Below are 15,669 nucleotides of genomic sequence, written 5' to 3'. Positions count from 1 at the left end.
TTTTTAAATTACTTTTTTTACATAAGCATTGTTATTATTATATTTGAAATTTGCCCAAAATCCAGAAATGCTTAAAATATCAATTTGATTACCTTGATTAAGAACTCCTAAGACTTGAGAAAATATATTAGGTTCACTCATTACAAGAGACATTAAGCTTGAAACTTCATATAGGGTGCTCATTTATATACTCCTTTCTTTTGTTTTATATTACATAATATGAAAAAATTTTAATTTTGAAACTAATCTGAATTTCTTTATTGTAAATATATGAAATACATTTAAAAAAGGTAAAATATGTATGATATAATGTAAAGAGATATTATATATTGGGGAGGGGGATGAAAGTGAAAGATAGAGAATTCATATCTTATTTAAGAGTTTTTGCTATGATATTAATACTCGCTTGTCATATAGTACAAGAACATAATAATGTATATATAAATATGACTGCTCAATTTTTAAATGTAGGGGTTTCTATATTTATTATAATATCAGGCTATTTATATGGAAAAAAAGAAATTAAAGAAGAATATTTTAAGTGGATTATAAAAAGGGCAAAGCGTATATTAATTCCTATGTATTTTTTATGGTATTTTTATTAATTATAAACTTAGTAATAGGTAATAATATAAAAATATCGAATTGGATAGCATATATATTTAATTTACAAGGGTTTCAAATATATATTCATGGAGCTGAACATTTATGGTATCTTACAATAATTATGATTTGTTACTTAATTACACCAATATTAAATAAATATAAAACTAAAATAAGCAATAAAAACTTAATTATTTATATTTCCATAGGAGTTTTATTGCAGTTAATGACATCATATTTTATAAATACGCAATTAGGAATATATCTAATATATATATTATTGTATATTATAGCTTATATTGTAGGGGATAAAGGAAAAATAATAATATCAACGAAATTAATGTTTATTTCATTAGTCTTAGCTGGAATAAGTGGTATTTTAAGAATAGGTACTAGGGTATTATTTGATAATTCTATATTATATAATGTTATTATTGTTGGATATACACAAGGTTTAATAGCATTTTGTATATTCTATATCTTTATTTATATGTGCAGAAATGTTAAAGAAAATAAAGTTATAAATTTTTTTGATTCAATAAGTTTTGAAATTTATTTAGTTCATTATATGTACGTAGTAGGACCATTAAGAGTTATGGGATTAACTAATATTTTTATGGTTAATACAATAATGACATTAGTAATTTCTATATTAACAGCTATAGGACTAAAAAAGATATGCGAAAAATTTTATCTTTTAATAGATGTAGTAAGGCTAAGTAAGAATATAAATAAGTCTAGAACTTTATAAATAATTAACCCACATATTGTTTTGTACTTAGACAAGTGTGGGTTAATTAGTATTAATTATTTTTCAATGATTTTTATATTTTCACATTCCTTACATTCTTCATCATAAAGCTTTAATTTCTTAGATAATAATTCATTATTCCTAAAAGTAATATTAATATTATTAACAGTATCCTTACCAATACCACTAATAACATACTGAGAATTATCAAGGCTTACTTTATTATTTTCAATAGTAAGCATATCCTGTTCTACTAATTTACCAGCAGAGCCACCAGTTCTATCATCATAAAATTCAACCATACCATTTTCACCACTAGAAGTAAAAGAGGAATTAATTATATTTATAGGTTGTTTCATACTATAATTAGGTAATTTCAATAAAAAATCATCATTATTAATAGTACAATTATCAAATAAAGTAGTGGCCCCTTGATGCCAATAACCAAAGGTAATTTCAAATTTATTAAGTTTACAATTGGTAAAAGTATAATTAGGGTCATAACTACCAGCATAAGTACTCCAACTGTTTATAGCACTATTACTAATGTTAAAAGCTCCATGAATATTTCCGCTAATATTTTGAAAGCTACAATTCTCATAGACTCCGCCCATATTTTCACCACTTTTATTTCTAATGATGCAATCTTTAAAATTTCCATTTCCTAAAGCTGTATTCCAAGTATTATCGTCATTACTTAACTTATCAATATTACATCTTAGATATAACCCGGTATCAATAGTGTTTTCAGCTCTACCATTAATATTACAATCCTTAACAGTAAGGTTCCAATCATCATTTTCTTCAGCAGCACCAATACTTATATTTCCATTAATAGTATTATCATAAAATCTAACATAGCCACTACGTTGCCTAGTTGCATGTCCTAAATTAGAACCAGCAATATTATCAGAGTTTCTAACAACATAAGAATTAGTACGTTCCCAGAAGTAGACTTTACCACCTTTCATATTTTCAATAACAAAATTATGTCCAGCACAAGTTAAAAAATCATTATTAGGATTATTATAAAAATTAAGATCTCTAAAAGTAACATCCTGCATCATATCCCAACCATCTTCAGCATCATATGCACATCTTGCAGAGGACTGTCCACATTTTGTAAATTCACAATTTTCAACAAGCATATCCTTCATAGCAGCTTGAGCTAATCCTACGGCTCTACAATTTTCAAACTTAACATTTTTGAAAGCACAATGAGTAGGTATTCTAAAATACTGAATAGATAAATCATTAGGATAGCTTTCTTCTAAAATAGTAACCTTCATGTATTTAGCACCATCAGGAACTCCAATTCGCCTATAAAAATAACTATCAACAGAAGATATATACTTCTGTTCTCCATCATAAAAATGAGCAATCATGTTCCAAGTATTGCAAGGATTACCCTGATATCCTAAGTATCTACTAACAGAGAGATATCCAATTCCATCATAGCCATCAATAGAAATAAAATCAGAAGTTGTTCTATTAGTGGAGTCAATAGCTTCACCAGTATCTTTATTAATATCGCCTAACTTAAAACTATCACCAATTGGGGTTGGATAAAGATAAGTATATCCTAAGCTTTCATCTCTAGAATTAGCAATGCCATTACCACCACCGTAGCCAGTAATGTCTTTTACAGTTAGATTTTCAAAAGAGCTGTATTTAGCTTCACTACCAATACTGATTCCCATTACCCATTCAGAATTATTAGGAGAGTTAGCATAATCATGGCTGTAATAATCACCTTCAATAGTTCCATTAATAACATGAGAATAATAAGTATTATTAAGTGTTATCATCAAGGCTTTATCACCAGCAAACTGATTTAATTTTATAGTTGAACCATTCATATCAACAGTAAAGTCAGAAGGAACCCATATAGAGTCGGAGTGATCAATTCTATAAGTTCCAGGTAACAGTTTAATAGAGGTATAACCTTGAAATTTAACATCATCAAGAAGTTTTTGAAGACCTTCTCTTGTATTATAAGCTTCTTGCATTACATTTTCTTTATTATAGTCATCTGAATACTTAACAATAGTTTCACCCCACCAGTTACCAGGTTCCCCATTACCAATAGTATCTGCAATTATGCAAGTATATGAATTAGATTTAGGAGTAATAGTAGCTGCTACTTTTTCAAGTTCAGCTTTAACTGTTTCAGGTGTAGGTTCATCTAAATTAAGAGTTGCAATATATTTGTTTTCATAAGTATCTGTATTTTTAATATTATATTTAAGTAAATCATCTTTACTCATAACATACTCTTTAGATGATTTTTCTTTTTCCTTAGAATCTTCAACTAAGAAAAAGTTGAAAAGCTCATGGGAATTACGACCATATTTATCAGTAGCTATAATAGAAAATTTCTGTTCTCCAGTGGTTTTAAAACTACCTATATTAATAGAATTATCTCCAGCTTTAATATTCTTTTTAACTATATTTTTTTTACCATCTATTTTAACTGTTATAGTAAAGGTTTCTGAAGTATCTTCATCTGTGTATTCTTTGTGATAGTAGTCTGTTACATAAAAGTCTATTATTACATCTTCATTAGGAGCAACCTTTGGTTCTATATAATAAGTAGATATATAGGGTACTTCATTTATATTTATTTCTCTAGAAAGGTTATCTTTAGTAGAAATTGAAATTGGAAGATTATTTAATATAGATATAGTTAAAAGTGATAAAACTATAAGAAGCGGAATTAATATTAATATAAATAGCCTATGTTTTTTAAAATTAAATTTTTTCATATAACACTCCTTTTTTATTTCCTAAATATATAATTAGATATTTAATTTGTATTTCCTTTAAATGGATATTTTAATGTGGATATTAATTTTATTTGGATATAACATAATAGGAAGTTGAGGGTTAATAAATCAGTATATTAAAGTAATAGTATACTAGATGAAAATATGTATATAATTACCAAATGGGAGTAATTTAAATTAAGTAATGGTATTAGAATATAGTATAAAAACAAGTAGTTTTAAATGGTGTATTAATTTAGAATAGTACTATTATAAAGTAGCTATAAGGTATCATATATATAAGCTTCCATACATGATAAAATTATAGATGAGTTATTTATGGGGGGTAATATGGGGAAGAAGAATTTAAGAATATTATTATGTGTGATTTTAATAGCTATAGTTATTATTTTTTATTTATTAGGAAAGGTAGATATTACAAAATATACAATATCTAATGAAAAAATACCAGAAAAGTTTAATAATTTTAAAATAGTTCAATTATCAGATTTTCATAGTAGTGGTTATAAAGATACAACAGAAATAATAATAAGTAAAATAAAAGGTCTTAAGCCAGATATAATTGTAATGACTGGAGATATGATAAGTTGGGAAGTTGAAAATATAGGAGAGCTTGAAAAATTAATTACTTCATTAGCTGATGTGGCTCCTATGTATTATGTTAATGGAAACCATGAAGAATTAGCAGAAATATTAAAGGCAGAAGAATATGGAGCAGTTCTAAGTAGTATAGAACAATTAGGTGTAACCTTTATAAAGAATAATTATGTTGAAATAAGTAAAGATTCACAATGTATTAATTTATACGAAATAGATATTCCATTAGATCCTCCAACAGGATTATATGTTACTAGAGAGCAACTTGATAATAATTATGTTAATGATACATTGCTAGAAGTGGATTCTGAAAAATTCAATATATTATTAGCTCATAACCCATTATTTATAGAAGAATATGGTGAATGGGGAGCAGATTTAGTATTATCAGGTCATATGCATGGTGGAATAGTTAGAATACCTATAATAGGTGTTGGGATTGCATCTCCAGAGGATGGGTATTTTCCTAAATATGATGCAGGAAAGTTTAAGGTTAATGAGACTACTATGATAGTTAATAGAGGAATAGGTATATCTTCTAGTGAATTAAGGATATTTAATAAGCCAGAAATTTCACTAATAACTTTAAAGAGTAAGTAGATTAATTACAAATATGAAGGATTTTTAAGATTACTAATATAGGTTATCTTAAAAGTTCTTTTTTATTTTATAGAATAAATTTATAAGTATTTTAATTTATTGATATATATTATCAATATTCAAGTGTACAAAAAAGTAATAAATTGGTATAATGGGAAATGGATTATTGTGAAAATAAGTAAAATGATGGGATTTAATAAAGTGGGTTTTAGGAGGTAATGATATGAATAATACACAAAGACAATTTGTAGATATTCTATCTGCTGGAATTAGGGGAAAGACAGTTGAGAATAAGTATGAAAATACTGATTGGGATAAAGTTTTAGAATTAGCTAATAAACATAAGGTTGAAGGAATTATATATATAGCTTTACGTAAAAGTGAATTGATTGTAGATTTGGGTGAAGAAAGATTAAATATATTAAAGAAAAAAGCTATAAATACTGGAATAGAACAATCTAAACATATATCAGGTTTGTCTATAGTTCTTAGTAAAATTAATGAAGCTGATATACCTGTTATTGTGCTTAAGGGTTTAGTAGTAAGAGACTTTTATCCTCAACCAGATCAAAGAAGTATGAGTGATGCAGATATTTTAGTTCATACAGATGATGTTGAGAAAGTTAAAGAAATATTAATAGATATGGGATATATTTTTTTAGAGGATCATAAGGCTTCACATCATATAGCATTAGTACATCGTAGATATCCTGTAGTAGAGGTTCATTGGAATTTATTTAAAAGAGATGGATTTAGCAGTGAAATAGAGCATTATGAAAGATTAGTTTGGAAGCATTCAATAAAGGTTAATGTAGGAAAAGCTAATTCTTTATCACTTTCTTATGAAGATTTAGCTATGCATTTATGCATGCATATGGCAGCACATCTTGCTGCAACAGGATTCGGAGTAAGACAGATTTGTGATCTTGTTTTACTTGTTGAGAAAAAGGGTGAAGAAATTGATTGGAATAGCTTTATAATGAAGGCTAGAATGTATGGTTTTGAAAAGTTTAGCTTGATTATGTTTTTATTATGTAAAGAACTATTTCATATGAAAATCCCAGATGAATTAAATGTTAAGAGTGTAAATAATAAAAAATATGTAGAGGCTCTAATTGATGAAATTTTTGAAGCAGGTGTACATGGTAAGAAGGAAATGGCTAACCAATTTGCTACACAAGTTGCTTTTAATTTTGAAGATAAAGATGGCAATGCAACCTTAGGAGCTATTAAAAGATATTTTAGATTTATTTTTCCAAGAATTAATGATATGTCTGATAAGTATAGTTATGCTAAGAAGTTTAAGGTATTAGCACCTATAGCATGGATTCATCATTTATTTGCAGGTATTTTTTCAAGTGGATATAGTTTTAAAGATAAGTTTAAATTTTTAACTAAGGGAGCAGCGGTAGCTATAAATAGAAATAAGCTATTAGATTGGATGGAGTTATAAAGGTTATAACGGTTAACTCATAGATAAAATTAGTAAATAAGTACTGTATTATTAATTTCAGTACTTATTTTTTATTTTAATTAAAGTATAGTTGTTAATTAGAAAATTAGTAGTAATTATAAAGAAGTAAAAATTTTATGGGCAAATAAGTAAAAGTAATTATTTACTTATTATGGTAATAAATGTAAAATGAATTATAATAAATTTATTAGATTTCCTTTTTATCTTAAGATAGGGGCACAGATTTAAAGATAATATTGATTTTAAAAAGTTAATTAAAAAAATTTAATATAAGAGGTGAATATTAATGAAAAAGGTATGGGAAAAACCACAATTTTTAGCATTGGGTGTAGATAATACTCAAGAAGAGGGAATGGTTCCTTATCAATTTGTACCAGAAGAAGACTATGTTGGAATGAGAGCAACTTGTAGAAAATGTGGAATCACATTTAGTACTGTAGCAGAATATAATGTACATGCTAAAAATGAACATGGATCAGAAGAGGACGGATATGTTCATAGCTAAAAGTTATAAAAAATAACTTATTAATCTAATATAAGAGTTATATAAAATTATTATATAACTCTTATATAATAATTTTATATACTGGAGTATTTTATGGATAGATGTAATACATATAATTATAGAGTTTATGGGTTAAATATAAAATCTCAAATAAGAATAGATGAATTTATTGAAATAGATAATTTAAAAGTAGATGATATAGATGTTGATTATGAATATGGAAGTATGCCAGAAAGATGCTATGAGTTGTTAAAGAAAGGAGTAACAAATTTTTATGAAAAAAATGAGATATGGTTCCATGTTAGAAATGTAGCATCTTATTATATTTGTAATGGAAATAAGGTTATAGTTGAACCATGCAAAGAAGCAAATAATATTATTGTTAATGTGTTTTTAATGTGTAGCTGTTTGGGGTTTATTATGTTACAGCGAGATAAAGTAGCAATTCATGGTGGAACAATTGTAGTAAATGATAAGGCAGTAATATTAACTGGTGATAGAGGAGCAGGTAAATCAACATTAACTACAGCATTAAGGTTAAAGGGGCATAAATTTATTTCAGATGATGTTGCGGCAGTAGAGATAGATGATGAAATTAAAATTAATCATGGTTTTCCATATCAAAAGTTATGTAAAGATGCAATGATTAATTTTAATTATGATTATAAAGAAGTTATTTCATTTATGAGTGATTCCCAAATGAAATACATAGTTCCAGCACATAATCAATTTACTTATGATGATACTAAATTATTAGCTGTTGTAGAAATAGTTGAAGGTGATGTAGAAAATATCTTAATGACTGAAATTAGAGGTAGTAAAAAATTAAATATTATAATTAAAAATATTTATAGAAGTGAATTTATGCCTTATTGGGGTGGAATAACTAATAAATATTTTACAAAGTGTTTAAAGATTGCAAATAATATAAAATGTTATAAGATTATAAGACCTAGAGGAAAATTTACTGTGGAAGAGCAAGTTAAGTTTATAGAAGAGTTAGTATAGCGTTTTATGAATTTTAAATATGTAAAATGTACTTTGAAGAGTAAATATAAAGAGTTGAATATGAAAAATATATTGAAAATAATATAAGCTTAGATAATTTAATTCATGAATATAAATCTAATAATAGCGAAAAAAAAAGAGTAATTTATTTTTTAATTACTCTTTGTTTTTTTGTAGTAGTTTTAATTATAATACTTAAGTTAAATAAAAATAAGTATTATTATTTTAAGCTGAAGGTGAATCTGTTTCACATCCATGATCTAATTCAGGATTATTATAAATTAAGCACCATTCTTTAAAAGCATCAAATCCAAAATTTAGACAATGTATGCATCCAAGATTTGCAACCCAATCTGGCATTTTTCTAGAGCTATATGTCACGGGATTCGGATTTTGTTCAAAGCTAGCGCATGAATTAGAATTTGTACAGACAATACTTAAATTTTTAATTTGTGGTTTTGACCATTTTTTCATTGTTTTTACCCCTCTCATAGAACAAATTATATTTTATAATTAAATTAGTATTATAGTAAAAATACTATAATACTAATAGAATTTTAGCATTTTAAGAAAAAAATGTAAATTACAAAAGATGATAAGAATAGGTATTAATATTAAGTAATACTTAAGTATAATAAAAAATTATATTCTTTTTATTAGGCTAATTTGTTCTTCTAGAGTAAATAAATTATTAGGTCGCTTTAATTTAAATATTCTAATATTTTTACTTAAGTTTAAGCAGCTTTTTAAATAATTAGGTTTTAAACCAACATCATTAAGTAGTTGATTTCTAAAAATATTTCTAAATAATGTTTGCAATTTTTCTTGTCCAAATACTTCCGTTAAAGATACTTCAGTATTTTTAACAGAAGTATTATAATCTATTGACAATTCAATTAATATATTAACTTTAGCAGTGCAATCAAAAAAGTTCTTAGAACTTGGTAATGCATATTTATTTACAAAATTATCAACTTTAATTAGATTCTCAGTAGAAATATTAAAATATTCCATAGCATCTTTACAAAGTTTATTATTAGATAAACCACAATGAATTAAGGGGTTATTACTATTATCAAAAGTTATTACAGATAAATCATCAGAAAATAAGTCATAGCCTTGTAAAGTTAGTGCTGCGGATAGAGTTGATTTACCAGTTCCAGAGCGACCACAGAATACATAGGCCTTGTTGTCAAATAAAATAGAACTGCCATGTAATGCTATAGTATTTCTTTGAAACATTAATAAAGCAAAAGATCTTGATAATAGATAAGCTTTTAAATGTTGATAATTAGCATTAGCTATTGGTTCTATTATAATGGTATCTCCATTTTTTATGTAAAAATGTCCACATTCTTCAGCAGAGAACATAGCTTCATTATCTGAGACTGTATAATAGCTATTAGAGACTTTATAATTATCTATTTTTTCAGGACATTTGCCATTAATAATATTAATATCAATATGAGATAATGTTTCAAATTCAGCATGGGATAATTCTGATAAATAAAAGTCAGAATTAATATTTAAACCATATAGTTTATAAAAAAAATTTTTCTTTTCTTTTATTAGTTCCATAATATAATCCTTTCATTAATTACAAGCATATTTTTCAATAATATTAACTATTTTTTCTACGCTATTTCCATTTTTAGGGCGAGTGATTTTATAGACAGAAATATTTTTAGATAAATTTAAAACTTCTTTTATATAATTACCTTTAATTAATTCATTTGGAATAAGTTCTTTTCTAAAAATATTAGAAAGAATAAGTTTAAATTTTTCAACTCCAAATACTTCAGAACATGAAACTGTAGTTAAATTATTTGAAGTTGTTAAGTAAAATAATGATTTTAGTTTTTTAGGTTCTTTTGTGAAATTAATTATTTCTGGACTATAGTATTTATTTTTTATCTTATCAATTTGTATTAATTTATTTTTATCATAACCTAATGATTCAATAGTATTTAAACATAATTTTTGATAAGGAATACAATGATGAACATTATAAGTTCCATTAATATCCTTTATTACAGAAGCTACATCATCAGTTAAAAAGCTGTAACCTTTATTAACTAGTGATAAAGTAGTACTTGTTTTTCCAGCACCTATGTTTCCAGAGATTATTATAGCATTATTATTAATTACAATAGATGAACCATGAAGTGCTATTATATTTCGTTGGAATAATAGAAGTCCTAAAGCACTACCTAATATATATTTTCTTATTTCTTCTAAATCAGTATTAGGTAAATATTCTATAGTTATTTTATTTCCATTAGTAATTTGGTAACGGCCTACATTTTCTATAATAAAAATTATATTATTTTGTGAGAAGTAAAAATTACTACGAGAAATAAAACTAGAATCTATATTGGTGTTAATAGATTTAGATACTATTTCTATGTCTGGAGTTGTGGAAGATAAAGATATTAAATTAGAATTATATAATTTAATATCTGATTTTATTATTAATCCATATATTTTGTAATACTTCATAAAAAGCTCTCCTTTTTTATATAAAATAAGTGTATCACAAAATATATAAGTGGTAAATTATAACAAGAGAGGGGTTGAGTATTACTACTTATTAAAGTATGGAAGTAGAACTTCTGTGAATGTTTTGATAAATAAGTAGCTATAGAGTATAAATGAGTTAAGGCTGGTTTTATAATCATGCTTTTTATAATTAATTGAAAATTAATTATTATAACTAGCAATAATACGTATAAGTAATCCTAATATTTTAAAATGTACTACTAAAGGATAATTTATTATAAATAAATAGAATAGTATAATTAAAATGTTAATTACATTAATTGTAAAATTGGCTATAAGGAGTATATTAGTGATAAATAATTATAAAGTTTATGGATTAAATATTAGATCAGAAATAGAAATTGATGAGTTTGATAAGTTAGATGAAATATTAGAAAAAAATATAGTTAATATAAGATATGATAAAATATCAACAGAAATAAAGGATAAAATTTCTGAAGGAATTAATATACAATTGTTTCAAAATAAGATATGGTTTCATATAGATAATATAGCAACATATTGTATATCTAATGGAAATGATATAAAAGTAGAAGTATGTGAAAATGCTGATATGCAACTTATGAAAATTTATATAATGTGTAGTTGTTTAGGATTTATAATGCTTCAAAGAAATATGGTAGCTATTCATGGTGGAGTTATTGAGATGAATAATAAGGCTGTTATATTTACTGGAGATAGGGGAGCAGGAAAATCTACATTAACTACAGCATTAAGAGAAAAAGGATATAAGTTCATATCAGATGATGTTGCTTCAACAAAGATAGAAAAAGTTCCATATGTAATGCCGGGATTTCCATATCAAAAATTATGTGAATCTGCTATGGATAACTTTGAATATGATAAAGAAAAATACACTTCTTTTATGAGTGATAAAGAAGTTAAATATATAATACCGGCTAAGGATGAATTTATTTATGAACCAAAGCAATTATCTGCAATAGTAAAGCTTACTGTTGGAGATGTTGAAGAAGTAATTATTGAGGAGTTACGAGGTAGTGAAAAGCTAAATAATATTATTGAAAATATTTATAGAGGAGAATACATTAAATATTTAGGTGGAATGAATCCAAAGTATTTTAAACAGTGTATTGATATAGCTAAAAATATAAGGTTCTTTAAGATAACAAGACCATTAGAAAAATTTACAGTAGATGATCAAATTGATTTAATTGAAAGAGAAGTAATTGAAATTAAAGAAGTTGTGTTATAGAGTTAGTACATTAAAATAGGTTACACAAAAAATGATTGGAAATCATTTTGTGTAACCTATTTTATTTTACAAAAAGAATAGATATATCAAAGATGATATTGATGTCTATTTTTATTATGGAGATATGCCAAATAATATTTGTAAATTAAGGTCAGAAGGAAAAACATCATTTTATAGTAAAAACTATGTATGGTTTGAAATAGATAATGTAGCATCTTATTATATTAAAAATGGTAATGAGGTTATAGTTGAACCTTGGAAAGGGGCTAATGGGCAGGAGATTAATCTTTATTTAATGTGTAGTTGTCTAGGATTTATAATGCTTCAAAGAGAAAAGGTTGCTATTCATGGTGGTGTTATGAAGATAAATGATAAAGCAATAATTATTACAGGAAATAGAGGAGCAGGAAAATATAGAATATTACAAGGACTGATATATAAATAGTTCTTTAAAGGAGGAATTTGAATGAGGGAATGGAAAAAACCAAGTATTACAGCAGTTAAATTAGAAAGAACTGAATCAGGGGAATGTGGATGTATTAGTAATGATGGTATAACTACTTTTTCAGGAAATCCTGATACAGGAAATCTTCATTTCTGTCATAGGGATAATATGTGGCACCAAAATAATTGTGCTAGCTTACAAGCAGGACATGCTCAAAATGCTAAATGTCCAACTGGTGGAGTACATGAATGGAAGGGTGCAGCTCATAAATCAAAATGCTGTTGTGGATCACAAGATTCATAAATAGTAATTAGAGGAATATATGCATCTTAGATTAATAATATTATTAATCTAAGATGCATAATTTTATATGAAAAAATTCACTAGAAATTAGTATACTAAAAAGTATTATTTTAAGTAGTACAAATTAATTAGTAATAAAGTTCTATAAGAATAAAAATTAATTGGTATTTAAGAATTATTTACATAATATGTATATAAAAGTTACAATTAGAGTGTCGTATTTATATAAATAGTGTAATAGATTATATAAAATAAGATGAATCTAGTAAGTTGATATGAAAAATACTATGGTTTTCATAGAATTGATCTAATAAGTAAGTTTAAGTAAAAATATTATGTTTAATTTATTATATAAGGTGGGATAAAGAGATGATTAATTTTAAAAAGAGTACTGGTAAGGTTGGAAAACTAAAAAAGGATTTTGGAATAAATTTAGATACAGTAATCAATAAAAACTTAGAAATAGATGATACTGATTTAGATGGAGAAAAAGTAATGATGAACCTTGATAAAGGTGAATACTTTATGATGAATGAAGTTGGAAGTAGAATATGGGATATAATTATAGAACCTATAAATGTTAAAGGAATAATAGAAGCTTTACTTTCTGAGTATGAAGTTGATGAAGAAACTTGTACAGATACAGTAATTGAATTTTTAGGAAGATTAAATAATGCAGAGCTTATTAGCATTAGCTAGGAAAACTAAAACATTTATATGTATGAATAATAGAGAAAAGTTTGATATAATGCAAACTTTTTTTTATACAGGATTCTATAGAGCATTTATACTTTTTGTTCCATTTAATAAATTAAGAAAAAGAATGGGATCACATAAACAGGAATCTCCGGATAAGGTTGATAATGACACATATAAAATGGCTAGAAGAATATCACATAGGGTTTTATTTGTTGCTACTAAGACACCTTGGGAAAGTAAATGTTTAGTACAAGCATTAACAGCTCAAAAATTATTAAAAAACCAGGGAATTTCAACTACTATTTATTTAGGGGTAAGAAAAGATGGAAATGAAATGAAAGCTCATGCATGGTTAAGATGCGGTGAGTATTATGTAACAGGTGGAGGTATAAGAGATCAATATACTGTTGTTGCTAAGTTTGCTAATTAAATAAATTTTACTATATAAATAATAAATTAAAAGGAGATACTAATAATAGAAAAAAAAATTTGGAGTAAACCAGAATTAGAGAGATTAAGATCTATACAAACACATACGGTAGGAGAATGTACATGTGGAGCTGATCATGGAATGAATTTGCTAGATAATAATGATAAACATTATTGCCATAGCCTTAATGAATAGCATGCGAATGGATGTAAAAAAACTGAATGACATTATAGAAATGAAAAGTGTTCTGGTGTGCATTGGGATGGAGCTCCAGGTTCAGAGTGTTGTTGTGGTATAAGTGCAAATATTTCTTAGTAATATATTTTTTATTAAGTATTAATAACTACTACCTTTATAAATTGATTTATAAAGGTAGTAGTTATTTTAATAATATATTTTATATAACAATTTAATTATATATAAAGTTAATGAGTAAATAGTTAGAATAGGATTTTATATGGGAGATTATTTAAGATATGAATATTAAATTAAATACTAAAGTATTAAAAAATGATAATGTTGATGTAAGTGAAATTAATGGAGATAAAGCAATTATGAATTTAGAAAAGGGAGAGTATTTTGCTCTTAATAGCATAGGTAGTAGAATTTGGGATGCTTTAGATGAAACAAATATTCCTTCAGAAATAGTAAGTATATTACTTAAAGAATATGATATAGATGAGGAAAAATGTACTGCTTCAGTATTAAGATTTTTAAATAAGTTATATGAAATAGATTTATTAAATATAGCTTAATGTATTAGGAGAAGAACATGGAAGAAAAAGTTTATTATTATAAATCTTATGGAAAAATAATAAAATCTGAAATTGAGATAAGTGAATTTATAGTTAATGATTATGTTAATGATGATAATGTTGATATAGTAGTTAAACAAGGAAGTATGCCTGAAAAAATAAAAAAACAGAGAGATGAAGAAAATATAGCTAGATTTTATGATGGAAATGAAATATGGTTTTATATAAAAAACGTAGGAACTTATTATATTAAGGATGCTAAAACAATATTAGTTGAGCCAGAAGAGGGGTATATCTTTAATGATTTAAAGGCATTCCTTATATGGAGATCAATGGCTGCATGTTTATTACAAAAAGATATAGTAACTATTCATGGAAGTGCAGTAATTATTAATGAAAAAGCAGTTATATTTACAGGAAGAAGTGGTTCTGGAAAATCTACATTAACAGCAGCCTTTAGAAAAGATACATATAAGTTTTTATCTGATGAATTATGTGTACTATCAATAGATGAAGATCAATATCCAATAGTAAATCCAGGTTATCCACAACAAAGGTTAGCGAAAAACACTTTAGAAGGTTTAGGATTTAATTGTAATGATTTTATTATAAGTAAAGAATCTAATCAGATGTATTCAGTACCCGCAAATAATGATTTTGTAAATACACCTATAAAACTAGCTGCTATTATTGAAATTGAACCTTGTGATGATATAGAGAATGTTGAAATAGAGGAATTAGAAGGTACTAGTAAATTAATGGGAATGCTAAAAAATGTATATATGTATTGGTGTACTAAATATACAGGGTTTAGGAAATCTTATTATAAACAGTGTATTAATTTAGCTCAAAATGTTAGGTTTTTAAAGCTTAAAAGACCTAAGAATGGATTTACTGTAAATGAACAAATGAAATTAGTCTTAGAAGAGCTAGTTAATTAA

At 25.6% G+C, this 15,669-nt stretch carries 16 protein-coding genes and 1 pseudogene; 12 read left to right on the top strand and 5 right to left on the bottom strand.

The window, feature by feature from the left end; all coding sequences use genetic code 11:
* Positions 1 to 3: 3 nt before the first annotated feature.
* Positions 4 to 183, bottom strand: coding sequence for a hypothetical protein (locus HCG76_RS04325; RefSeq protein ID WP_221698810.1), 180 nt, complete (start codon positions 181 to 183; stop codon positions 4 to 6).
* Positions 184 to 341: 158 nt separating this feature from the next.
* On the opposite strand from HCG76_RS04325, the pseudogene HCG76_RS04315 reads away from it, so the two are divergent.
* Positions 342 to 1,354: pseudogene (locus HCG76_RS04315) on the top strand (acyltransferase family protein).
* A 56-nt stretch (positions 1,355 to 1,410) separates the two neighbouring features.
* On the opposite strand, the gene HCG76_RS04310 reads toward HCG76_RS04315, so the two are convergent.
* Positions 1,411 to 4,119: a hypothetical protein gene (locus HCG76_RS04310; protein WP_221698813.1), complete on the bottom strand. Its 2,709-nt coding sequence runs from the start codon at positions 4,117 to 4,119 to the stop codon at positions 1,411 to 1,413.
* 351 nt (positions 4,120 to 4,470) lie between these two features.
* Between HCG76_RS04310 and HCG76_RS04305 the strand changes: the two genes are divergently transcribed.
* The 4 genes from HCG76_RS04305 (at position 4,471) to HCG76_RS04290 (ending at position 8,324) form a co-directional block, all read left to right on the top strand.
* Complete coding sequence (locus tag HCG76_RS04305) at positions 4,471 to 5,337, top strand: metallophosphoesterase (RefSeq protein WP_221698814.1); 867 nt, start codon at positions 4,471 to 4,473, stop codon at positions 5,335 to 5,337.
* Positions 5,338 to 5,560: 223 nt separating this feature from the next.
* A complete protein-coding gene (locus tag HCG76_RS04300) occupies positions 5,561 to 6,790 on the top strand; it encodes a nucleotidyltransferase domain-containing protein (RefSeq protein WP_221698815.1) in 1,230 nt (409 codons plus the stop codon).
* A gap of 307 nt (positions 6,791 to 7,097) precedes the next feature.
* The gene (locus tag HCG76_RS04295) at positions 7,098 to 7,316 is read left to right on the top strand and encodes a hypothetical protein (RefSeq protein WP_221698816.1); all 219 of its coding nucleotides are present in this window, start codon (positions 7,098 to 7,100) and stop codon (positions 7,314 to 7,316) included.
* A gap of 93 nt (positions 7,317 to 7,409) precedes the next feature.
* Positions 7,410 to 8,324 (top strand): hypothetical protein, encoded by a 915-nt coding sequence (locus HCG76_RS04290; RefSeq protein ID WP_221698817.1) that lies wholly within the window; start codon positions 7,410 to 7,412, stop codon positions 8,322 to 8,324.
* Positions 8,325 to 8,549: 225 nt separating this feature from the next.
* Here the strand turns inward: HCG76_RS04290 and HCG76_RS04285 are convergent, their stop codons facing one another.
* The 3 genes from HCG76_RS04285 to HCG76_RS04275 all read right to left on the bottom strand — a co-directional run bounded on the left by HCG76_RS04285 (position 8,550) and on the right by HCG76_RS04275 (position 10,823).
* Complete coding sequence (locus tag HCG76_RS04285) at positions 8,550 to 8,798, bottom strand: hypothetical protein (RefSeq protein WP_221698818.1); 249 nt, start codon at positions 8,796 to 8,798, stop codon at positions 8,550 to 8,552.
* A 168-nt stretch (positions 8,799 to 8,966) separates the two neighbouring features.
* On the bottom strand, positions 8,967 to 9,902 hold the full coding sequence (locus HCG76_RS04280) for a hypothetical protein (RefSeq protein WP_221698819.1): 936 nt from the start codon (positions 9,900 to 9,902) through the stop codon (positions 8,967 to 8,969).
* A gap of 15 nt (positions 9,903 to 9,917) precedes the next feature.
* Positions 9,918 to 10,823 (bottom strand): hypothetical protein, encoded by a 906-nt coding sequence (locus HCG76_RS04275; protein WP_221698820.1) that lies wholly within the window; start codon positions 10,821 to 10,823, stop codon positions 9,918 to 9,920.
* Between the two features lie 349 nt (positions 10,824 to 11,172).
* Between HCG76_RS04275 and HCG76_RS04270 the strand changes: the two genes are divergently transcribed.
* The 7 genes from HCG76_RS04270 to HCG76_RS04240 all read left to right on the top strand — a co-directional run bounded on the left by HCG76_RS04270 (position 11,173) and on the right by HCG76_RS04240 (position 15,669).
* On the top strand, positions 11,173 to 12,096 hold the full coding sequence (locus tag HCG76_RS04270) for a hypothetical protein (protein WP_311776379.1): 924 nt from the start codon (positions 11,173 to 11,175) through the stop codon (positions 12,094 to 12,096).
* Between the two features lie 124 nt (positions 12,097 to 12,220).
* Positions 12,221 to 12,541, top strand: coding sequence for a hypothetical protein (locus tag HCG76_RS04265; RefSeq protein WP_221698821.1), 321 nt, complete (start codon positions 12,221 to 12,223; stop codon positions 12,539 to 12,541).
* A gap of 21 nt (positions 12,542 to 12,562) precedes the next feature.
* Positions 12,563 to 12,844: a hypothetical protein gene (locus tag HCG76_RS04260; RefSeq protein ID WP_221698822.1), complete on the top strand. Its 282-nt coding sequence runs from the start codon at positions 12,563 to 12,565 to the stop codon at positions 12,842 to 12,844.
* 369 nt (positions 12,845 to 13,213) lie between these two features.
* Positions 13,214 to 13,543, top strand: coding sequence for a lasso peptide biosynthesis PqqD family chaperone (locus HCG76_RS04255; protein ID WP_221698823.1), 330 nt, complete (start codon positions 13,214 to 13,216; stop codon positions 13,541 to 13,543).
* Entirely contained in the window at positions 13,518 to 13,973 is a 456-nt protein-coding gene (locus HCG76_RS04250; RefSeq protein ID WP_221698824.1) for a lasso peptide biosynthesis B2 protein, read from the top strand. The genes HCG76_RS04255 and HCG76_RS04250 overlap by 26 nt, the downstream gene beginning before the upstream one ends.
* A gap of 476 nt (positions 13,974 to 14,449) precedes the next feature.
* The gene (locus HCG76_RS04245) at positions 14,450 to 14,728 is read left to right on the top strand and encodes a PqqD family peptide modification chaperone (RefSeq protein ID WP_221698825.1); all 279 of its coding nucleotides are present in this window, start codon (positions 14,450 to 14,452) and stop codon (positions 14,726 to 14,728) included.
* A 17-nt stretch (positions 14,729 to 14,745) separates the two neighbouring features.
* Positions 14,746 to 15,669 (top strand): hypothetical protein, encoded by a 924-nt coding sequence (locus HCG76_RS04240; protein WP_221698826.1) that lies wholly within the window; start codon positions 14,746 to 14,748, stop codon positions 15,667 to 15,669.

This window comes from Clostridium sp. K13, from assembly GCF_019734195.1.
Classification (GTDB): Bacteria; Bacillota; Clostridia; order Clostridiales; family Clostridiaceae; genus Clostridium.
The sequence above is the reverse complement of the archived record's forward strand: the minus strand, read 5'-3'. Positions and strand labels throughout refer to the sequence as shown.

What these genes read in the sequence shown, in the direction of transcription:
- HCG76_RS04280 (WP_221698819.1), bottom strand. Translation starts at nt 9,902, where the DNA reads ATGGAACTAATAAAAGAAAAGAAAAATTTTTTTTATAAACTATATGGT.
- HCG76_RS04255 (WP_221698823.1), top strand. Translation starts at nt 13,214, where the DNA reads ATGATTAATTTTAAAAAGAGTACTGGTAAGGTTGGAAAACTAAAAAAG.
- HCG76_RS04275 (WP_221698820.1), bottom strand. Translation starts at nt 10,823, where the DNA reads ATGAAGTATTACAAAATATATGGATTAATAATAAAATCAGATATTAAA.
- HCG76_RS04325 (WP_221698810.1), bottom strand. Translation starts at nt 183, where the DNA reads ATGAGCACCCTATATGAAGTTTCAAGCTTAATGTCTCTTGTAATGAGT.
- HCG76_RS04250 (WP_221698824.1), top strand. Translation starts at nt 13,518, where the DNA reads ATGCAGAGCTTATTAGCATTAGCTAGGAAAACTAAAACATTTATATGT.
- HCG76_RS04285 (WP_221698818.1), bottom strand. Translation starts at nt 8,798, where the DNA reads ATGAAAAAATGGTCAAAACCACAAATTAAAAATTTAAGTATTGTCTGT.
- HCG76_RS04260 (WP_221698822.1), top strand. Translation starts at nt 12,563, where the DNA reads ATGAGGGAATGGAAAAAACCAAGTATTACAGCAGTTAAATTAGAAAGA.
- HCG76_RS04295 (WP_221698816.1), top strand. Translation starts at nt 7,098, where the DNA reads ATGAAAAAGGTATGGGAAAAACCACAATTTTTAGCATTGGGTGTAGAT.
- HCG76_RS04245 (WP_221698825.1), top strand. Translation starts at nt 14,450, where the DNA reads ATGAATATTAAATTAAATACTAAAGTATTAAAAAATGATAATGTTGAT.
- HCG76_RS04265 (WP_221698821.1), top strand. Translation starts at nt 12,221, where the DNA reads ATGCCAAATAATATTTGTAAATTAAGGTCAGAAGGAAAAACATCATTT.
- HCG76_RS04305 (WP_221698814.1), top strand. Translation starts at nt 4,471, where the DNA reads ATGGGGAAGAAGAATTTAAGAATATTATTATGTGTGATTTTAATAGCT.
- HCG76_RS04300 (WP_221698815.1), top strand. Translation starts at nt 5,561, where the DNA reads ATGAATAATACACAAAGACAATTTGTAGATATTCTATCTGCTGGAATT.
- HCG76_RS04240 (WP_221698826.1), top strand. Translation starts at nt 14,746, where the DNA reads ATGGAAGAAAAAGTTTATTATTATAAATCTTATGGAAAAATAATAAAA.
- HCG76_RS04310 (WP_221698813.1), bottom strand. Translation starts at nt 4,119, where the DNA reads ATGAAAAAATTTAATTTTAAAAAACATAGGCTATTTATATTAATATTA.
- HCG76_RS04290 (WP_221698817.1), top strand. Translation starts at nt 7,410, where the DNA reads ATGGATAGATGTAATACATATAATTATAGAGTTTATGGGTTAAATATA.